We start from the raw sequence: 20,544 nt of genomic DNA, 5'->3' as shown, positions 1-20,544 counted from the left end.
ACGGCTGATCGTCCAGGGACGTTGCTTTGCTTTTGGCTTTGGGCCTTGGGCAATAAAAAAGCCAAAGCTTTCGCCTTCGGCGAGTTACCTTGATCAGCCATGACCAGCCATTCGGCTTCGTGTTTTTCCCGCCGTCTCCGCCGTAGGCCATGGAGGCTGGCGCGCCGCCGCGCGAGGAGGCGTCACCCAATCCAGGGCACAATCACGAGCAACAGCAACAATGCCTGCCTACCGGCCGGTCCACCAGAACAGCAAATTGATCACCGGCACCATCACCAGCACGTAGATCAGCGACAGCGGGCCGCCCACGCGCCATAGCTCGCGCGGCTGGTAGTTGGCGGGGCCGGTGACCATCGAGATCACCGGGTTGGAGGCGGTCATCAGGTTGTTGGAGGCCGACAGCGCCACGATCAAGGCGAAGGCGGTCGGATTGCCCCCGGCCGCCAGGGCCAGGTTGACCGCGATCGGCACCATCACGATGGTGGCGCCGACGTGGCTGATCACCAGCGAGAACGCCGTGGTCAGCAGCGCGAGCGCCAGTTCGATCACCCAGATCGGGATGCCCTGGGGCAGGCGGTCGATGGTGTGCCCGGCCACCCAGGCGGCGGTGCCGCTGCTGTCCATCGCCCAGCCGAGCGGGATCAGCCCGGCCATCATGAAGACCGTCTTCCAGTTGATCGAGGCATAGGCCTCGTCCATGCGCAGCACGCCGGTGACCAGCATGAAGGCCACGCCGGTCATCAGCGTCAGCGCCACCGGCAGCTTGGAGGTCAGCGCGATCAGGATGGTCAGCAGGAAGATCGCCATCGCGATCTTGAACTTGTGCGGGCGCTGTTCGCCCTTGGGATAGTCGGTGACCGGCACGAAGTCGCGGCTGTCGGCCGCCTGCGCCAGGTCCTGCCAGATGCTGTGCAGCACCAGCATGTCGCCGGCGCGCAGCGGCACCTTGCGCACGTCCTCGCGGATCACCTGCTTGTCGCGGTTGATCGCCAGCAGGCTGAGGCCGAACTGCTTGCGCAGCCGCAGGTCGGCCGCGCTCTTGCCGATGAAGCGCGAATTCGGCGGGATCACCGCCTCGGAGATGCCCGCGCGCGCCGGATTGAACAGGTCGCCCAGGTTGCGCAGCCGCGAGGACATGCGCAGGAAATGGTTCTGCGCGAAGTCGGCCACGGTCTGGCGCGCGCCCATCACGCCGAGCACGCTGCCGACCCAGATGCGCATGTCCGCCGGCGGCGACAGGCGAGTGTCGTCGCCGGTCTTCAGCGCCAGCAGCAGCGGCGCGTCGTGCATCGCCTCGGCCTCGCCCAGGGTCATGCCGACCAGCGGACTCTCGGCGCTGACGACCAGCTCGAACACGTCGCCCTCGATCCCGTAGGTCTTGGCGAAATAGCTTTCGGTGCGCGCGGGCGTGACGCCTTCGTTGACCAGCGTCTCCTCTTCGATCAGCTTGCGGTCGCCGTAGAAGCGGAAGTACAGCAGCGCCGCGGCCAGCAGCGCGACGCCGACCGGCAGCGGCGCGAACATGGTCAGCGGCTCGATCGTGGCCATGCCCGAGGGCAGGTTGTTGTTGGCCGAGACCAGCAGGTCGTTGAGCAGGATCAGCGGCGAGTTGCCGACCATGGTCAGCGCGCCGCCCATCACGATCGCCGCGGCGATCGGCAGCAGCAGCCGCTGCAGGGTGAGCCCGGTGCGCGCGGCCAGGCGCGAGGCCACCGGCAGGTACAGCGCCATCACCGACGGGTTCTGCATGAACGAGGAGTTGAGCCCGGAGATGCCAAGCGTCAGCATCATCAGCCGCTTCTCCTTGCCGCGGGAGCGCCGCAGCAGCCACGACGCCAGCCGGTTCAGCGCGCCGGTGCGCTCCAGGCCCGCGCCGAGCACCGTGGTGGCGATGATGCTCATCACCGCGTTGCCGGAGAAACCGCCGAAGATTTCCTCCGGCGCGATCAACCCGGTCACGCCGAGCACCACCAGCACGATCAGCGCGACCACATCGGCGCGGATGCGCTCGAACAGGAACATCGCCATCGTGAAGCCGACCAGCCCGAGCACGAGCTTCATGTCGTTGGTCAGCGTCAGCGCGGTGTCCATGGGGCGGGATTGGGGATTCGGGATTGGGGATTCGTAAGGGCGTCGGATCGCGGCGGAGAGGGCTGTTACGAATCCCGGATCTCGAATCCCGAATCCCGGTCGTAGAGCAGGTCCCACACGCCATGGCCCAGCTTCTGCCCGCGCGTCTCGAAGTGCGTCTGCGGGCGCCATTCCGGCCGCGGCACATGGCCGCGCGGGCCGGCCCGATTGACCAGCCCCGGGATCGCGTCGAGCACGTCCCACATCTGCTCGGCATAGTGCTCCCAGTCGGTGGCGGCATGCAGGCGGCCGCCCGGGCGCAGCTTGCGCACTAGCAGCCGGGCGAACTCCGGCTGGATCAGGCGGCGCTTGTTGTGGCGCTTCTTGTGCCAAGGATCGGGAAAGTAGATGCGGACTTCGTCGAGCGCGCCATCGGCGATCTCGTTGCGCAGCACCTCGACGGCGTCGTGGTGGTACAGGCGCACGTGGCGGGCGTCGTCCTCGGCCAGCGCATTGAGCAGGCGGCCGACGCCGGGCGCGTGCACTTCCACGCCGATGTAGTCGCGCGACGGGTCCTGCTGCGCGGCGAAGCGCAACGCGGCGCCGTTGCCGAAGCCGATCTCGAGCACCTTGGGCGCATCGCGGCCGAACAGCGCGTCCAGGTCGCGCCGCTGGCCCGTGTAGTCCACGCCGAAGCGCGGCCAGCGCTCGTCGAACGCGCGCTGCTGGGCAGGGGTGAAGCGCCCCTGGCGCAGCACGAAGCTGCGGACCGCGCGGTGGCCTTCGGTGACGGTGAAGGGCTTGGGCGGCACCTTGGCGCCGTCGCTGTTGAAAGGATCGGTCATGCGGCGGCAACCCCGCCGGAACGGCCGCCGGGGGCCCTGCGCGGCCCGGTAGGAATGAAGGTCTTCATGGCGGAATTATGGCCTCTTACGGCCACGCGCGGGGAGCAGTCACGGGCCGGGCGAGCCCGGAGTCACGGAAATGGAACATTGCTGCGCCAGCATGCGCGGCTGTCGTTGCCAGGGGAGGTGGCGAACCGTTTCCATCATTTCGAGGTACTTGCGATGCTCATTGCGCTCCCATGCGGCCGTAACCGGCTGCATCTCGCCCTGCGGCTGGTCCTGGCTGCCGCGCTCGCCCCCACCGCCGTCCTGGCCCAGCAAGCGCCCGCGCCCGGCCGCAGCCAGGTCCAGGACCTGGATAGCATCGTGGTCACCGGCCGCGCCGGCGCCGGCGTGCGCACCAAGGCCGAGACCAGCTACTCGGTCACCAACATCGAGGAAGAAAACCTGCGCCTGCAGGCGCCGACCAGCGTCACCGAGGCGATGAAATCGGTGCCGGGCTTCTGGGTCGAGGCCTCCGGCGGCGAGGCCAGCGGCAACATCCGGGCGCGCGGCGTGCCGGTGGACGGCTTCGGCTCGGTGCAGTTGCTCGAGGACGGCATGCCGGTGCAACACGATCCCGCGCTGGGCTACCTCAATGCCGACCAGGCGTTCCGGCTCGACGAGACCATCGAGCGCATCGAGGTGGTGCGCGGCGGCCCGGCGCCGGTGTTCTATTCCAACGCGCCGGCCGGCGCGATCAACTTCATCCCGCGCCAGGTGGGCGACAGTGCGGAAGGCCTGGTCAAGCTGACCGTCGGCCGCGACGACCTGTACCGCACCGACTTCTGGTACGGCACGCCGGTGGGCGATGGCGCCTGGAAGCTCGGCGTGGGCGGCTTCTACCGCAGCGAGGACGGCGTGCGCGACCTCGGCTTCACCGGCAACCAGGGCGGCCAGCTGCGGCTCAACCTGGCCCGCGAGCTGGAGAACGGCCGCATCAGCTTCGACGTCAAGCGCCTGGACGACAAGGTCGCGTTCTACACCGGCATCCCGATGCGCACCGATCGCGACGGCGAGATCCGCGCGGTGCCCGGCTTCGACGGCCACTACGGCACCGTGGCCGGCCCGGAGACCGCACACGTGCGCATGGTCACCGGCGACGGCGGCGACTACGACTTCGACAACACGCTCGGCACGCAGGTCAAGCGCACCCAGTTCAGCGCGGGGGCGCAGTTCGAGCTGGGCGACGGCTGGCAGCTCAACGACCGGCTGCGCTACAGCGACACCGAGACCCAGCGCAACGGCGTGTACCCCAATACCCTGCAGAGCGCGAGCAGCTTCCTGGCCAGCCGCGCCGCCGACCTGGCCTCGGTGCCGGGCGCCAGCGCCCTGCAACTGCGCTACGTGACCTCGCCCGGGCAGGTCTACGACGTCGCCAACCAGAACGGCAACGGCCTGGTCATCCTCGGCGGCCTGCGCGGCATCACCATGCCGGTGAAGGAACTGGCCAACGACCTGCAGTTCTCGCGCGTGTTCGAGGCCGGCAGCCAGCGCCACAACGTCACCTTCGGCTACTACTACGCCCACATCGAGGAGGACTTCGACCGCTACTCCTCCATCGCCCTGCTCGACGTGCAGGACAACGCGCGGCTGCTGGACCTGGTGGCGGTGGATGCCGCCGGCAACGTGCTCAGGCAGTTCACCGACAACGGCATCACCCGCTACGGCTACGAATGGGAGCATGCGGCGGGCAAGCAGACCACGCACGCGCTGTACCTGGCCGACGAATGGCAGATCGACGATGCCCTGCGCATCGACGCGGGCCTGCGCTGGGAACGCATGAACACCCACGGCTGGGTCGAGCAGAAGAAGACCGTCAATCTCGGCACGCCGGCGACCTCCAACATCCTCACCGGCAACGGCACCTACGCCGACTACGACGACACCTTCAGCCGCGTGGCCTGGACGGTGGGCGCCAACTGGCAGTTCAGCCGCAGCCAGGGCCTGTTCGCGCGCTACACCTCCGGCAACCGCCTGCCCAGCCTGGGCAACTACATCACCAACGCCGGCGCCACGCCGTACGTGCAGACCATGGACCTGGCCGAGATCGGCTACAAGTACTCGCAGCCGCTACTGGACGTGTTCGCCACGCTGTTCTGGACCAAGTACGACAACGTCTCCTTCAGCAACTACGTGTTCAATGCCGACGGCGCGACGGTGGAGGAACCGCACTTCGCCAGCACCCGGACCTTCGGCCTGGAACTGGAGACCGCGCTGCGGCCGGTCGACTGGTTCGACGTCAGCGCGACCGTGACCTTGCAGGACCCGGAGTACCGCGGCCTGACCTACCTCGACAAGACCGGCACGCTCAACGACTACGACGGCAACCAGTTGATCCGCGTGCCCAAGACCAGCGTGCGCCTGGTGCCGGGCGTGAACCTGATGCAGGGCCGGCTGCGCCTGCAGGCCGCCTGGGAATACCAGGGCAAGCGCTACGTCGACACCGCCAACTCGGTGCGCCTGCCGTCCTACGACGCGGTCAACTTCAGCGCGCGCTACGAGGTCAACGACCGCCTGTCGCTGTACGGCTACGTCGACAACCTCACCAACTCGCTCGGCCTGACCGAAGGCAATCCGCGCGCCGGCGAACTGGCCAGCGCCGACCGCGGCGCCAACACCTTCATCGCGCGGCCACTGCTCGGGCGCAACTACCGCCTGGCGTTGATGTACAAGTTCTGATGGGGCGGGATATGCGCAAGACGATGTGGTACGCATGCCTGGGCCTGTTGCTGTGGCCGCTGTGGGCCGCCGCGCAGCAGGCCGTGGTCGTCGAGGGAACGCTCGACGACCACGATCGCCAGCATTACGTGCAGGTGCCGTTCGACGTCCCGGCGGGCACTGCCCGGATCAGCGTGGACTTCGATTACGACGACCAGGGCAGAGCCGTGGTGGTCGACCTGGGGTTGCAGGGTCCGGCCGGATTCCGCGGCTGGAGCGGCGGCAACAAGCGCAGCTTCACCGTATCGGCCAGCGACGCCACGCCGTCGTACCTGCCCGGGGCGATCGAGCCGGGCAAGTGGCACCTGCTGCTGGGCGTGCCGCACCTGCGCCCCGGCACTCGCGCCCCTTATCGCGCCCGCATCGAGTTCACGCCGGTCGAACGGGCGGACGCCTTGCCGGCGTCGCGGCAGGTACGCCTGGACGGCACCGCGCGCTGGTATCGTGGCGACCTGCACATGCACAGCGGCCACAGCGACGGTACCTGCGCCGCGCAATCCGGCGCGCGCGTTCCCTGCCCATTGTTCATGACGCTGCAGGCGGCGGCCGACGCCGGACTGGACTTCATCGCCGTGACCGAGCACAACACGATTTCGCACGTGCAGGAACTGGCGGCCGCGCAGCCGTACTTCGATCGCCTGCTGCTGATCCCGGGCATGGAGATCACCACGTTCCAGGGCCATGGCAACGTGTTCGGCCTGCGCGCGCCGTTGGACTTCCGCGCCGGCGACGGCACCGACTGGGCGGCGATCGCCCGCGAGGCGCATCGCCGCGGCCTGCTGTTGTCGGCCAACCATCCCGGCAATCCTTCCGACGAAACCTGCATGGGCTGCGGCTGGACGCCGGCCGTGCCGCTGCCGCCGGGCAGCCTGGCGGCCGTGGAAGCGGTCAACGGGCTCGACGCCGATACCCCGACCTCGGGCATCCCGTACTGGGAATCGCTGCTGGCGGCCGGCGAGCGCGTGACCGCGATCGGCGGCAGCGACAACCACGACGGCACCCTGCGGGCCGGCGTGCGCGGGCGCAGCCGGATCGGGGTCCCGACCACCGTGGTGCACGCCACCGGGCTGAGCGAGCGCGAGATCCTCGACGGCATCCGCGCCGGCCGTGTGTTCGTCGATGCCGAGGGCAGTCGCGACCGGCTGCTCGACCTGAGCGCCCGGGCCGGCGACCAGCAGGCGAACATGGGCGGCGGGTTGGCCGCGCCGAACGGTACCCCGGTCCGGATCGGCGTGGACGTGGCCGCGCCGGCCGGCTCGCGGCTCGTGCTGAAGCTCGATGGCAAGCCGTTGCCCGCATGGACGGCGCCGCTGGGCGTGGCCCGCGAGCGGCGCGATTGGACCTGGACCAGCGATGGCGCCCGGCATTGGCTGCGTGCCGAAGTGCGCGCGCCGGATGACCGCTTGCTGCTGCTCGGCAACCCGGTCTATCTCAACTGATCTTCCCGATCGGGTCGTGCCGGCGCTCGCCGCGACGTGGCCCGGCGGACGCCGCACTGCCACGCCATGCCGGCTTCGTGACATCATGTCCGCATTGCGCGCCAAGGGCGCGCGATTTGTTTGGGCAAGGCACCGCGTGTGCCTTGCCGCAATGCAGCGTGAGCGGTCCGACCGGTGGTGGAAAGATGTGACCATTCGCCGGCGTACGCCGGCGTCGGCATTTGTTCCCATCCTCCACAAGGGAAGTAATCCCATGGTTTCTTCGATCCGCCCGATCCGTTCCCTGATGGCCGTCGCCATCGCCCTGGCCGCCGCGCCGGCGATGGCCGAGTCGGCCTACGACCAGACCGTCTTCTTCGGCGACAGCCTCACCGACAGCGGCTATTTCCGTCCGCTGCTGCCGGCCTCGGCGCAGGCCGTGACCGGCCGCTTCACCACCAACCCGGGCTGGACCTGGGCCGAGTACGTCGCCGATTACTACGGCACCAACGCCTCGGCCCATGGCAATGGCCAGACCGGCGACAACTACGCCGTCGGCGGCGCCCGGGTCGCCGTCGACGCCACCAATGCCCAGCTCGGCGGCGTCGCGGTGCCGTCGCTGGCGACCCAGGTCAACGGCTACCTGTCCAGCAATGGCGGCAAGGCCAATCCCAATGCGCTCTATACCGTATGGGGCGGCGCCAACGACCTGTTCGCCGCCGCGGCGGCGCCGGCCCAGGCACAGAGCATCATCGGCAACGCGGTGACCGCGCAGGTCGGCATCGTCGGCACGCTGGAGAATGCCGGTGCGCGCTACGTGCTGGTGCCCACCATTCCCGATGTCGGCCTGACCCCCAGCTTCAACGGCAGCGCGGCCACCAGCGCGCAGGCCACGGCATTGGCCGCGGCCTACAACAACGCGCTGTTCTCCGGGCTGAAGAGCGCCGGCCTGCGCGTGATCCCGGTGGATACCTTCCACCTGCTGCAGGAAGTGGTCGCCAACCCATCGGCGTACGGCTTCGTCAACGTCACCAACGCCGCGTGCACCACCAGCTCCTCGCTGACCTGCAACCCGACCAGCCTGGTCGCCGCCAATGCCGCCAACACCTACGTGTTCGCCGATGGCGTGCACCCGACCAGCGCCACCCACCAGGTGATGGGCCAGTACGCGCTGTCGATCCTGGAAGCGCCGCGCCTGCAGCAGGTGCTGACGCACTCCGCGCAGGTGGTCGGGCGCGCCCGTGCCGACCAGGTCGCCTGGCACATCGACGGCAAGCCCGAGGCGGACGGCCTGCGCTGGTGGGGCAGCGTGCGCGGCGACATGCAGCGCTACGACCATGCCGACCTGTACGACGGCACCTCGCCCGCCGGCCTGTTCGGCGTGGACTGGACCCGCGGCGACCTGGTGTTCGGCGGCTTCGCCGGCTACGGCCGCCTGGACGCGGATTTCGGCAACAGCCGCGGCAGCTTCAAGCAGACCGATACCACGCTCGGCGGCTTCTTCGGCTGGTACACCGGCCCGGTCTGGGTCAACGCCCAGGTCAGCTACACCTGGCTCGGCTACGACGTGGACCGCAAGGTCCAGCTGGGCGCCGCCACGCGCACCCACAGCGGCTCGCCGGACGGCAGCAACCTGACCGCGGCGATCAACGCCGGCTACGAGCTGGGCCAGGGCGCGATCAAGCACGGTCCGGTGGTCGGCCTGACCTGGCAGAAGATCAAGCTCGATGGCTACGAGGAAAGCAACGAGAGTTCCAGCGCACTGGGCTACGGCGACCAGGACATCGACTCGCTGGTCGGCCGCGTCGGCTGGCAGGTGCGCCTCGACGGCGCGGCGGTCAAGCCGTACCTGCAGGTCACCTACGACCACGAGTTCGAGGACCCGAAGGAAGCCAGTGCCTGGCTGCAGTCCATGCCGGAGGTCGGTACCTACCGTGTGCCGGGCCTGGACCTGGACCGCAACTACGCCACGGTGGTGCTCGGCGCCCGTACCGGGGTGTGGGGCCTGCAGAGCAACTTCGGCATCACCGGCACCACTGCGCAGAAGGGTGCGCGCGACGCCACGCTGTTCGTCAACTTCAGCGGCAGCTTCTGAGATGCCGCGGCAGCGAGGGGCCGGTGCGCCGGTCCCTCGCCCGGCCGCCGGCACCTCTCTTCTCAAAGGGCATGACTCGCTCTAGACTTGCCCCACGCCGCGCGGGCGTAGCTCAATGGTAGAGCTGTAGCTTCCCAAGCTACTGACGTGGGTTCGATTCCCATCGCCCGCTCCATCTTCCAGCCCCGGCACGGGGCTGAGGCAGCCGCCACCGGCCCGGGCAAGATGCACCAGGCTGCTCCGCGCGAACCCGCGATGAAGCTCGCCATCCTTTCCCGCAACAGCAAGCTCTATTCCACCCGCAGGCTGGTGGAGGCCGCGCGCGCGCGCGGGCACACGGTACGCATCCTCGACCCGCTGCGCTGCTACATGCGCATCGCGGCCGACGGCTTCTCCATGCACTACAAGGGCAAGCCGATCACCGGCTACGACGCGGTGATCCCGCGCATCGGCGCCTCGATCACCCGCTACGGCACGGCGGTGCTGCGCCAGTTCGAGATGATGGGGACGTACACCCCCAACCCGTCCGACGCGATTCTGCGCTCGCGCGACAAGCTGCGCGCCCATCAACTGCTGGCCGCGCAGGGCATCGACATGCCGGTGACCGTGTTCGGCGACAACCCGGACGACACCCAGGACCTGCTCTCGATGCTCGGCCCGCCGCCGCACGTGGTGAAGCTCAACGAGGGCGCGCAGGGCGCCGGCGTGATCCTCACCGAGAAGGCCAGCGCCTCGCGAGGGCTGGTCGAGGCCCTGCGGGGCCTGTACGCCAACTTCCTCGTCCAGGAATTCATCGGCGAGGCCGCCGGCGCCGATCTGCGCTGTTTCGTGGTGGGCGACAAGGTGGTGGCCGCCATGCGCCGCCAGGCCGCCGAGGGCGACTTTCGTTCCAACCTGCACCTGGGCGGAACCGCGGCCGCGGCCGAAGCGAGCCTGCAGGAGCAGGCCGTGGCAGTGCGTTCGGCCCAGGCGCTGGGACTGTCCGTGGCCGGCGTGGACCTGATCCGTTCCTCGCGCGGGCCGTTGGTCCTGGAGGTGAACTCGACGCCGGGGCTGGAGGGGATCGAGGCGGTCTGCGGCGTGGACGTGGCTGGGGCCATCGTCCACCAACTGGAGCGTTTGACCAGGAAAGCAGGCTCGCCCTCTCGTCATCCGGGCGCTTAATAATTATTTAATACCAGCGTTTTTCGACCTTAACAGAACGGCCGGCCAGGGGCATGTGCGGCCGTTCCCGTGTTTCCTTGCGCATGGTCGAGGAGTTGGTCAACATGGGGACTCATGGCGTGCCGACGCAGGATTTCTAAGGAGGGAGAAGGGAAATGCGTAGTTTCGTTCTTGTGCTGTTTCTGGGCCTGATGGCGTCTTCTTCGGCATTCGCTCAGGCTCAGAAGGGTAAGTTGCCGCTGGACCTGGGCAAGCCCGGCCCCGATGTCGCAGGGCAGATCCAGCAGATCCGCGCCGACCTCGCGGAAGGCAAGCTCTATTCGGAGATCGAGGCGGCCAAGCGGGCCGAAGTGGTGCAGGCGCTGGACCGTATATCCGCAACGATAGACCGTAACCAGGGTCGTGAACTTTCCAAGGCCGATCAGGTCTCACTTTCCAACGACCAGGAGCTCGTCAACGTCATCCTGACGCGTGCGAAGGAAGACAGCCGGATGGTATGCCGGCGGGAGCGAGCGATCGGCAGCAACATGATCACGTCCCAGTGCATGACCGTGGCGCAGCGAAGGGAAGCCCAGCGCCGCAGTCAGCAGGACATGAACGACGTACAGCGCAGGTCGCGGCTGGATTAGGTCAAGGCAAATCACGAGGCTCAAGTGCGTATTCTGGTAATCGAAGACAACAGCGACATCGCCGCCAACCTGGGCGACTACCTCGAGGACCGGGGCCATACCGTCGACTTCGCGGCCGACGGCGTGACCGGCTTGCACCTGGCGGTCGTCCACGAATTCGATGCCATCGTGCTCGACCTCAACCTGCCGGGCATGGACGGTATCGAGGTCTGCCGCAAGCTCCGCAACGAGGCGCGCAAGCAGACCCCGGTCCTGATGCTCACCGCGCGCGACTCGCTGGACAACAAGCTGGCGGGCTTCGACTCGGGCGCGGACGATTACCTGATCAAGCCGTTCGCGCTGCAGGAAGTCGAGGTCCGGCTCAACGCGCTGGCCCGGCGCGGCAAGGGCGTGCACACGCGGGTGCTGGAGACCGGCGATCTCGAGTACAACCTGGACACGCTGGAAGTGCGCCGCCGCGGCAAGCTTCTGCAGCTCAACCCCACCGCGCTGAAGATCCTGCAGGCGCTGATGGAAGCCGCCCCCGCCGTGGTTACGCGCCAGGAGCTCGAAACCCGCGTCTGGGGCGAGGAGCTGCCCGATTCGGATTCCCTGCGGGTGCATATCCACGGCCTGCGCTCGGTGGTGGACAAGCCGTTCGACGTGCCGTTGATCCAGACCCGCCACGGCATTGGCTATCGCATCGCGGCACCCGATGCCTGACGGCGGTAGCTCTCCGGCCGGTACGCCCGAGCGTCGCCGCGGGCGTTACCGGCGGCGGCTGCGCAGCCGCATCATCCTGTCCTTCGTCCTGCTGGGCACCGGCCTGACGGCGCTGTTCGCCTACCTGACCGACTACGCGCGGCAGCGCGTGGAAAACCAGCTCGTCGAAGACGTGATGAACAAGAACATCGACGAGTACGCGCGGCGTTTCTACCTGGACCCGTCGCGCAGCCCCGACATGCCCGTGCAGCAGATGATCGCGCGGGTGGTGAAGAGCGACAAGTTCGAGGAACTGCGCCGGGAGGAGCCGGACTGGTACGAGCTGCCGAACGGCATCCACAGCATTTCCGGCGTGGACGAGAAGGGCAAGCCGTTCGCCTACAAGCTGGCGGTGCGCAAGACGCCCAACGAATGGTTCTTCTTCGCCTACGACGTGACCCAGAGCATCAAGGGCGAACAGCAGCTCAAGCGCGCGCTGTACATCTCGGTGATGCTGTTCAGCGGGCTGTCGTTGCTGATCGGCTGGTGGTCGGCCTCGAAGGTGATGCGGCCGGTGTCGGACCTGGCCGCCCGGCTGCGGGCGTACCGCGGCGGCACCAGCGAATTCAAGCCGCTGGCGCCGCACTTTCCCGACGACGAGGTCGGCCAGCTGGCCGAGGCATTGGACGATTACTCCGTCCGGCTGACCGAAGTGGTGCAGCGCGACCGCGAGTTCAACGCGGACGTGAGCCATGAGCTGCGCACGCCGCTGGCGGTCATCCGCGGCGCCACCGAGCTCCTGCTGACCCGGCCGAACCTCGATCCGAAAGTCCTGCAGCGGTTGCAGCGCATCCAGCGCGCCGAACAGCAATGCAGCGACCTGATCGGCGCATTGCTGCTGCTGTCGCGCAACGAGCGCGGGCAGGGCAGTAGCAACGTCGCCAAGGTGGCCGAGCAACTGCTTGAGGCGCATCGCGCCCAGTTGGGCGGCAAGCCGCTGGAGCTCGTGCTGGAAGGCGAGCGTGGCCTGGTCATCGACGCGCCGGAATCGGCCCTGTCCGTCGCGCTGGGCAACCTCATCGGCAATGCCGTCAAGTACACGCAGGATGGCCAGGTCTGCGTAAGGGTGACGAACGATGCCGTCGAGGTCACCGATACCGGCCCGGGCCTGAGCGAAGAGGATGCGGCCAAGCTGTTCCAGCGCGGGTACCGCGGTACGCATGCCGGGCACTCCCAGGGCGGCGGCATCGGCCTGTCGATCGTCAGCCGGCTCTGCGACCTGTACGGATGGCAGGTGAGCGTCCGCCCCGGCAAGGAGCGCGGCGTGGTGGCGACGCTGCGTTTCGGCCAGGCGCGTGGAGCGACCCCTGCGGCTTGAGATGCCGTTGCGGCGGCGATCCCCGGCCAAGGCCGGGATCGCGCCTATCCGGCGGTCTTGGATGCGGCGAGTCCTCGATAGCGGCCGTCCAACGCCGCGACGAGCTGTCCAAGCGCTTCGGCATCGCCGTCGTTGACGATGACGTCGTCGGCCAGGGCAAGCCGTTGTTCGCGGCTGGCCTGGGCGGCGATCATGCGGTCGGCCAGGGACGCATCGATGTTGTCCCGGAGCATCAGGCGCTGGCGCTGGAGCGCCATGGGGGCATCGACCACCAGGATGCGATCGAGCCAGGGATAGCCGGTGCGCCCGCCGGCTTCGGCAAGCAGTGGGATCGCGGCGATGGCGTAGGGGCCGATGGCGGCCTCGCAAGCCTGCCGCAGGCGCAGGCGGATTTCGGGATGGGTGATCGCTTCCAGCGCCCGGCGAAGCTCCGGCTCGGCGAATACCAGCTCGCGCAAGGCGCGCCGGTCCAGGCGCCCGTCGACTTGCAGGATGCCCGGGCCGAAGCGTTCGGCGATCCGCGACAGCGTCGGGCCGGGTTCGACGACCTCGCGCGCCACCGCATCGGCGTCGACGACCGTTATGCCGAGCGCTTCGAAGCGGCGCCCGGCCTCGCTCTTGCCCGAGGCGATTCCACCGGTAAGGCCGACGATGAAGTCGCTCATGCCGGTCGCGGATCAGGCCAGGCCGGCGAGCCGCAGGTAGCCGTCGACGATCTGGTCGCCCCAGAAGAACACGATCCAGCCCGCGATCGCCAGGTACGGCCCGAACGGGATGGGGGTGGCGCGGTCGCGGCCCTTGGCCGCCAGCCAGATCGACCCCAGCAGCGCCCCGACCAGCGAGGAGATCAGGATGATCGGCAGGATGCCCTTCAGGCCGCACCACGCACCGAGCGCGGCCAGCAGCTTGAAATCGCCGTGCCCCATGCCTTCCTTGCCGGTGAGCTGCTTGAACAGCCACCAGACCATCCAGAGCGAGACGTAACCCACCGCCGCGCCCAGCAGGGCGGGCTTGGCGTGCATGTACAGGTTGTCCATGGACCCGACCAGGCCCAGCCACATCAGCGGCAGGGTCAGCTGGTCGGGCAGCAACCGGGTCCGCAGGTCGATGCCGGACAGCGCGACCAGGAAGCAACTGAGCACGATCGCACCGAATCCCTGCCAGCCGAAACCGAAGCGCCACACGCTGGCGACCACCAGCAGCGACGTGAGCAACTCCACCATCGGGTACTGGAGCGAGATCGGCGCATGGCAGTGCCGGCACTTGCCGCCCTGGATCACCCAGCTGACCAGCGGGATGTTCTCGTACCAGCTGAGCCGATGCTTGCAGTGCGGACAGTGCGAAGGCTCCACCACGATCCCGGGCGGCGGCGGCTCGTAGATGTCCGGCTCGCCCAGGATCTCGCGCGCATCGCGCTTCCACTGCCACTCCATCCGGCGTGGCAGCCGCAGGATCACCACGTTGAGGAAACTGCCCAGCAGCAGTCCCAGTCCGGCCGCGGCGGGAAAGCCAAGGCCGGGATGCTGGTCGAGAAATGCCATTAACTGTTATCCGACGACGGCGCCAAGTTTGAAGATGGGCAGGTACATGCCGATGACCATGCCGCCCACGATGGTACCAATGAACACCATGATCATGGGTTCCAGCAGGCTGCTCAGGGCGTCCACTGCGTTGTTCACTTCCTGCTCGTAGTACTCGGCCACCTTGAACAGCATCGCGTCCAGGGCGCCGGCCTCCTCGCCGATGGCGGTCATCTGCACGACCATGTGGGGAAACAGGTTGACCTGCTTCATCGCCATGTTGACCGGATAGCCGACCGACACGTCGTCGCGCATGCGCAGCACGGATTCCTCGTAGATCTTGTTGCCGGTGGCGCCCGCGACGATGCCCAGCGCTTCCACCAGCGGCACGCCGGCCTTGAACGTCACCGCCGTGGTACGGGCGAAGCGGGCGATCGAGCTGTTGTGCATGATCTGGCCGATCACCGGTACCTTCAGGATCAGCCGGTCCATGCCGTGCTGCATGCGTGGCGATCGCTTGTAGGCGAAGATGAAGCCAAAAATGGAGCCGACGGCTACGAGCAGCATCAGCCACCAGTAGCTGACCATGAAGCGCGATGCAGCCACGATCATCTGGGTGAATGCCGGCAACTCGGCGCCGAAGCCCTTGAACACCTCCTCGAACTGCGGGACCACGAAAATCAACAGGATCGCGCTGACGATGATCGCAACGGCGATGACCATCGCCGGGTAGAACAAGGCTTTCTTGATTTTGCTTTTGAGGCCCTCGATGTTTTCCTTGTAGGTGGCGATGGTGTCGAGCACGGTCTCGAGCACGCCAGCCCCTTCGCCAGCGCGTACCAGGTTCCGGTACAGTTCGTCGAACTGGATAGGGTGCTTGCTGATGGCCTCGTATAGCGAAGAGCCGCCCTCGATGTCGCCACGGATATCGCCCACCAACTTCTTCATACGTGGGTTCTTGTGGCCGCTGCCGATGATTTCCAGCGCCGCGACGATCGGTACGCCCGATTTCATCATGGTCGCCATCTGGCGGCTGAAGAAAGCGATGTCCTTGGGCTTGATAGGGGCGCCGGCGCTGCCGAACAGCGGCTTGGGCTTGGGCTTGACCACGCCGGGCGTGATGCCCTGCTTGCGCAGCTCGGCCCTGAGCAGGTTGGCATTGCGGGCGGCCTGCTCCCCCTTCATCTTGACGCCGCGCTTGTCGGTGCCCTCCCAGACGAAGGGCTGGAGCTGGCTGGTACTGCGGTTTACGGGCTCTTTCTTGACGGCGCTACGCGCTATGGACATATGGATTCCCCGGGTCCGGCCATCCCCAGGCCGGAAGTATGTGGATGGTACTGGGTTCCGGCCTGACAGGCATCGGGAACAGCTACAAGCGTGGAGACGGTCACGGTGGCCGGGAAAGGCACGATGCCGGAAAGGGATGGTGGCAAAAAGTGACGTTCTGCGTCACATCGAAGTTCTTGTCGCAAATGCAGTAGAAGGAGGCTTCCAATTGCCGTGCAGGCTGCCATCATTGCGCCGGGGAGTTGTACCGGAAAGATGCAGGGAAGTTGGCATGCTATCTGCTACAAGCAGGCTTGCGTGCCGATTCGCTCGATAGACTCAGCCCGGTATGCACCTTCAATCAACCAACCTCTAGGGGATGACACATGAAGAAGCAGCAGGGCTTTACCCTGATCGAACTGATGATCGTTGTGGCGATCATCGCCATCCTGGCCGCTATCGCGCTGCCGGCATATCAGGACTACACGGTACGTGGTCGTGTTTCGGAAGCCATGGTTGCTGCTTCCGCTGCTAAGACCGTGGTTGCAGAGAATGCAGCCAATGGCGTGGCCTTGAATAGCGGTTGGACCGCGCCAACCGCAACTAATAATGTCTCTGGAGTTGCTATCGACGCTGGAAACGGTCAGATCACTGTCACTACTACTGCGCGTGCGGGTAACGGTACGATTATTTTCGTTCCGACCGCTAACGGAGCCGCTCTGCAGTCGGGTACTGTTCCTGGTGATCGGATTTCCTGGGCTTGCACCACAGGTAGTCTCGCTCCGAAGTACCGCCCTGCTGAATGCCGTGGTTCGGGCACCTGATTAATGATTTGATTTGGCATGAAAAACCCCGCATTAGCGGGGTTTTTTTAGTTATGGAGTGTGGAGTCTTTGTTTTGGGAAAAAATCGTCTGTCCTGGATGGCATTGGTGTTTCTCGTAGCTCTATGCCTCAGTCCGGCTGTCGTAGTCATCTTGATAGCCCATACGACACAGACCCTAATTATGCTTGCTTATTCGTTTGCGGGCCTTGCTTTAGTCTTGGCTCCGCTTGCGCATCTACCGCGGCTCACGGCTAGTGGGCTGGCATTTTTAGGTCTCGGTGCCGTTGTGCAACTAGAAATGCTGATGCGCTTCGGTGGTTTAGTGGACGTTAACGCCCTGGCCTTGGTATCGGAAACAAATAGCGGTGAAGCATTTCCCTTGCTCGAATCAATTCCTCAACGCTTATTGTTGAGTCTTTTACTGGTTGCGGTGGCCTGGGGAGTGACGATGCGGTGGCCGGTATCGCCACCATATTGGCCTGGAAAGCGTATTGCAGGCATGGCTGGGTTCAGCATTGTGGCGATTCTGAGTATTGTGGTCCTATTCGAAGGGAATGATAGTCAGGATGCTGTAACCACATTCGACGCACCTCCACTGGAGCGTATGGAAGCCCTGCGTCAGGCATATCCGACAGGAGTGCCTCTAGTGATTGCCGCTTACCTAAAAGAGCGACGGGAGCTGCGTAATGCCGCTGCGACCCTGGAGCATTTCAAATTCGGTGCCAGGAGATCGCAGGTAGGGACCTGGCCTCGCCGGGTACATGTTCTGGTGATCGGGGAAACGGGAAGGGCGGATCACTGGGGCATGAACGGATACTCGCGCGACACCACGCCTCGGTTGTCGAAGCGAATGGATTTGATTAGTTTTCGTCGGTTTTATTCGAAAGCGACGTTCACGCGTCTATCGGTTCCAGTAATTCTTAGCCGCAAACCTCCGGATTCGCAGGAGGCGGTCTTTCACGAGCGTTCGATCTTGGCCGCAGCTCGTGAGGCGGGGTATCGCACGGTTTGGCTTTCCAGTCAGGCTCCGATGGGATTCCATGATTCACCCGTGACAGCGTTGGCCAAGGATGCCGAGGAAGTAAGATTCGTCAGTCCAGTGGACTATCGCCATGCCGGTGTCGTGGATGAGGACTTGTTTCCATATGTGGAGCAAATTCTCAGTGCTAGTAATCGGGATCTCTTCTTGGTTATCCACACCATGGGAAGTCATTTTCGCTATCGGGATCGTTATCGTGCAGGTGATGCTGTTTTCCTTCCTGATCGTCCCGATTCTGGAAGCGAGCAGCTTTACAATCCAGCGCATAAGGAATATTTGGTAAACGGTTACGATAATTCCATCCTGGCTACCGATCGGTTTCTAGATGGACTGATAGTACGTCTTGAAAAGCTGAATGCCGCGTCCTGGATTTTCTATGTTGCCGACCATGGCGAAGCTCTCTTCGATGACTGTCGTGGGGAAAGTGGCCATGGTCAGTCTTCGCCAGCAACCCATCATGTAGCCGCGTTGTGGTGGGGGGCGCCAGCATATGTGGAACGCCGGAGACAGGCGGTGGAGTTGCTCAAATCAAATGGTAACTCCCTGTTATCGACAGCGATGGTGTTCGATACGCTAGCGCACATGGCTGATATCCAGGTGCCGGGTTATCGGCCATCGTTCGATTTTTCTTCCGGAATAGTGAATGCTCCACAGGATATTCGAGATTTCGGACTGAAAGAGCCTAGGTGTCAGTAGGGGGATTTGAATGGTGGAAGTTTGTGAAATGCCGCGGAGGAAACGCCGGCTGATGTCAGTGCTGGGGTGCTTGTTTTTTCTTTCTGGCGCTGCTGCGCTCCTTTATCAAGTCTGCTGGCAGCGTGTGTTGTTTGCGGGTTTGGGATCGGATGCGCTGTCGATTGCCGTCGTCGTATGCGTGTTCATGTTGGGATTGGGAGTGGGAGGGCTGTTAGGTGGTTGGCTGGCAGATCACGTCGCGTATCCGTTGCGCTGGTTCGTTACGATAGAGCTATCCATTGCAGGCTATGGGCTATGTAGCACGGGTTTGATCGACCAGATGATGATGAAGGCTGGTGGATTGGGATATGGAGCTACATTTATTGGTGCCCTGCTAGTCTTGATGGTTCCCACGACATTGATGGGCATGACGCTGCCTGTACTGGTAATTTTGCTGGATCGGGTGGTACGCAGCATTGGTGAGGCAACCGGGATGCTGTACCTCGCCAACACGATGGGGGCTGCTGTTGGGGCTGTTGTGACCAGCATGTATTTGTTCCATATGATGGACTTGCGCCAAGTTACCTGGCTTGCGGCAGGGTTTAACTCCGTTGTCGCCATTGGGGGGTGGGTATTGGCGCGGAGAGAAAACGCATGAAGTGGATGCCGCGTGGCGTCGCATTTCTTGTCGGGGCAGCCAGCCTTGTGCAGGAAGTACTCTGGATGCGACTGGCAGGACTTGCCAGCGGAGGGTTGCCGGAGGTATTTGGGATTGTTCTGGCTCTCTATCTTTTTGGAATGGCTATTGGTGCTCAGCTAGGGCGCCGTCTATGCAGGAATGAAGTGGGCGCCATTCGATATTGTGGAGCAATGATCCTGTTTCTGTCGGCGCTGTTTGATGTGTTGGCTCCATTTTTATTTGCATGGAGCATAAGTTTCTTGCCAGTGATGCTTGCAGTGGCGCCTTTGGTGATTCTTACAGCAGCGCTCAAGAGCGTCATGTTCCCGATCGTGCACCACCTAGGTAGTAACGATGCGATGTCCTGGAAAGGAATTTCCTTTTCGCGAGTTTATTTTGCGAACGTCTTGGGCTGCACGATGGGGCCGCTATTAGTCACTCTTTGGGCCATGGATCTATGGTCTATGGAGCAACTATTCGCAGGTGTTGCAGTGGTAACTGCCGCTGCGGCGGGCTTGCTCATGGGGAGGTGGTACGCCCTGGCTGGCATGGGTGGTGGGGCGGTGATCGGAGTAATGCTGGTCCCCTACTTGCCGGGACTCGCAGGCCGCGTGGTTGAGGCGACGGGTGGGACTCCAGTCGCATGGTTATTGGAACGCAAAGAAGGAGTCATTCACACTATTGACGATCCTCTAGGAGACATCGTATTCGGTGGCAACGTGTACGATGGTCGCATCAATATCGATCTACGCAGGAATAGTAATAGAATTGATCGTGTTTATGCAGCCATGATCTCTTCGCCCTCGCCTAAGAAAGTTTTGGTGATAGGTTTGAGCGGAGGGAGTTGGACCAGAGTGATAGCCTCATTTCCTACCGTGCAGCAAGTGGATGTGATTGAAATAAATCCTGGATATCTCGAATTGATTGCTCGTTATTCTGAGGTTGCCCCTATATTAAGTGACCCTCGTGTACATATCTACATCGATGACGGACGGCGATGGTTGAGGATGCGCGAAGCATATCGCTACGATGCAATTATCGTGAATAGCACGTTCCATTGGCGTTCTGGGGCCACCACGCTGCTATCGCGCGAGTTCTTTCATTTACTTTCAAGGCATTTGACGGATAGTGGCATTGCCCTGATCAATGCCACTGGATCGCCAGAAGTACTGAAGACGGTAAAGGCGGAGTTTGCTCATGCTTACCAATTCGGTAATTCTGTGATCATGTCGCAGCAGGATTTTCGTGCGGTGCTTAGGGCAGGGGCAGAGGCAATTTATCGTACGCGGCTGGATGGACGTATAGTCTTCGATGCTAGGCGCAAAGAAGATGCGGAAGCAGTGCGGCGAGTTGTTGAGGGCGACTTGCGTGGGCTTGACGTCGTAGAGAGAGAGGTGGGGCGTTCGGCCGAGATCAATACGGATCTTAGGATGCTGACCGAGTACAAGTATGGGGCGTCTTCAATGCTGAAGAAGTAGGACATGGGCGTGATGGAGTAGG

At 64.5% G+C, this 20,544-nt stretch carries 16 protein-coding genes and 1 tRNA gene; 12 read left to right on the top strand and 5 right to left on the bottom strand.

Translation table 11 applies throughout. The annotated features are described in order from the left end of the window. Positions 1–228 precede the first annotated feature (228 nt). Together FD678_RS03675 and trmB are read right to left on the bottom strand one after the other, a co-directional pair. Positions 229–2,091, bottom strand: a complete 1,863-nt coding sequence (locus FD678_RS03675; protein WP_140719365.1) for an SLC13 family permease — start codon at positions 2,089–2,091, stop codon at positions 229–231. 65 nt (positions 2,092–2,156) lie between these two features. Then, positions 2,157–2,915, bottom strand: coding sequence for a tRNA (guanosine(46)-N7)-methyltransferase TrmB (trmB, locus tag FD678_RS03670; RefSeq protein WP_140719363.1), 759 nt, complete (start codon positions 2,913–2,915; stop codon positions 2,157–2,159). A gap of 222 nt (positions 2,916–3,137) precedes the next feature. On the opposite strand from trmB, the gene FD678_RS03665 reads away from it, so the two are divergent. From FD678_RS03665 to FD678_RS03630, 8 genes are all read left to right on the top strand, one after another. Next, positions 3,138–5,636 carry a TonB-dependent receptor gene (locus FD678_RS03665; RefSeq protein WP_140719361.1) on the top strand — a complete coding sequence of 833 codons (2,499 nt, stop codon included), beginning with the start codon at positions 3,138–3,140 and terminating at the stop codon, positions 5,634–5,636. A gap of 11 nt (positions 5,637–5,647) precedes the next feature. Then, a complete protein-coding gene (locus FD678_RS03660; RefSeq protein WP_140719359.1) occupies positions 5,648–7,114 on the top strand; it encodes a CehA/McbA family metallohydrolase in 1,467 nt (488 codons plus the stop codon). A gap of 253 nt (positions 7,115–7,367) precedes the next feature. Beyond that, a complete protein-coding gene (locus FD678_RS03655) occupies positions 7,368–9,188 on the top strand; it encodes an autotransporter outer membrane beta-barrel domain-containing protein (protein WP_218569473.1) in 1,821 nt (606 codons plus the stop codon). A gap of 101 nt (positions 9,189–9,289) precedes the next feature. Beyond that, a tRNA-Gly gene (locus tag FD678_RS03650) sits at positions 9,290–9,363 on the top strand. 80 nt (positions 9,364–9,443) lie between these two features. After that, on the top strand, positions 9,444–10,352 hold the full coding sequence (rimK, locus tag FD678_RS03645) for a 30S ribosomal protein S6--L-glutamate ligase (RefSeq protein WP_140719357.1): 909 nt from the start codon (positions 9,444–9,446) through the stop codon (positions 10,350–10,352). A 155-nt stretch (positions 10,353–10,507) separates the two neighbouring features. After that, on the top strand, positions 10,508–10,981 hold the full coding sequence (locus FD678_RS03640; protein WP_140719355.1) for a hypothetical protein: 474 nt from the start codon (positions 10,508–10,510) through the stop codon (positions 10,979–10,981). Between the two features lie 24 nt (positions 10,982–11,005). Next, positions 11,006–11,683, top strand: coding sequence for a response regulator transcription factor (locus FD678_RS03635; protein ID WP_140719353.1), 678 nt, complete (start codon positions 11,006–11,008; stop codon positions 11,681–11,683). Next, positions 11,676–13,040 (top strand): sensor histidine kinase, encoded by a 1,365-nt coding sequence (locus tag FD678_RS03630; protein WP_140719351.1) that lies wholly within the window; start codon positions 11,676–11,678, stop codon positions 13,038–13,040. The genes FD678_RS03635 and FD678_RS03630 overlap by 8 nt, the downstream gene beginning before the upstream one ends. A gap of 44 nt (positions 13,041–13,084) precedes the next feature. Here FD678_RS03630 and coaE read toward each other — a convergent pair whose 3' ends face one another. The 3 genes from coaE to FD678_RS03615 are packed head-to-tail and all read right to left on the bottom strand — an operon-like array spanning position 13,085 to position 15,847. Further along, complete coding sequence (gene coaE / locus FD678_RS03625; RefSeq protein WP_140719349.1) at positions 13,085–13,705, bottom strand: dephospho-CoA kinase; 621 nt, start codon at positions 13,703–13,705, stop codon at positions 13,085–13,087. A gap of 12 nt (positions 13,706–13,717) precedes the next feature. After that, the gene (locus tag FD678_RS03620; protein ID WP_140719347.1) at positions 13,718–14,581 is read right to left on the bottom strand and encodes a prepilin peptidase; all 864 of its coding nucleotides are present in this window, start codon (positions 14,579–14,581) and stop codon (positions 13,718–13,720) included. A gap of 6 nt (positions 14,582–14,587) precedes the next feature. Next, positions 14,588–15,847: a type II secretion system F family protein gene (locus FD678_RS03615; protein ID WP_140719345.1), complete on the bottom strand. Its 1,260-nt coding sequence runs from the start codon at positions 15,845–15,847 to the stop codon at positions 14,588–14,590. 365 nt (positions 15,848–16,212) lie between these two features. On the opposite strand from FD678_RS03615, the gene FD678_RS03610 reads away from it, so the two are divergent. From FD678_RS03610 to FD678_RS03595, 4 genes are read left to right on the top strand one after another with little or no spacing between them, the layout of a single operon-like run. Next, a complete protein-coding gene (locus FD678_RS03610) occupies positions 16,213–16,650 on the top strand; it encodes a pilin (protein ID WP_140719343.1) in 438 nt (145 codons plus the stop codon). Then, positions 16,629–18,386 (top strand): phosphoethanolamine transferase, encoded by a 1,758-nt coding sequence (locus FD678_RS03605; protein ID WP_218569472.1) that lies wholly within the window; start codon positions 16,629–16,631, stop codon positions 18,384–18,386. The genes FD678_RS03610 and FD678_RS03605 overlap by 22 nt, the downstream gene beginning before the upstream one ends. A 52-nt stretch (positions 18,387–18,438) precedes the next feature. Then, on the top strand, positions 18,439–19,023 hold the full coding sequence (locus tag FD678_RS03600; protein ID WP_218569471.1) for a hypothetical protein: 585 nt from the start codon (positions 18,439–18,441) through the stop codon (positions 19,021–19,023). Then, positions 19,020–20,522 carry a hypothetical protein gene (locus FD678_RS03595; protein ID WP_218569470.1) on the top strand — a complete coding sequence of 501 codons (1,503 nt, stop codon included), beginning with the start codon at positions 19,020–19,022 and terminating at the stop codon, positions 20,520–20,522. The genes FD678_RS03600 and FD678_RS03595 overlap by 4 nt, the downstream gene beginning before the upstream one ends. Positions 20,523–20,544: the final 22 nt, after the last annotated feature.

Origin of the sequence: Pseudomonas sp. Hp2, assembly GCF_006386585.1 — a bacterium.
GTDB lineage: Bacteria > Pseudomonadota > Gammaproteobacteria > Xanthomonadales > Xanthomonadaceae > Pseudomonas_S > Pseudomonas_S boreopolis.
The sequence above is the reverse complement of the archived record's forward strand: the minus strand, read 5'-3'. Positions and strand labels throughout refer to the sequence as shown.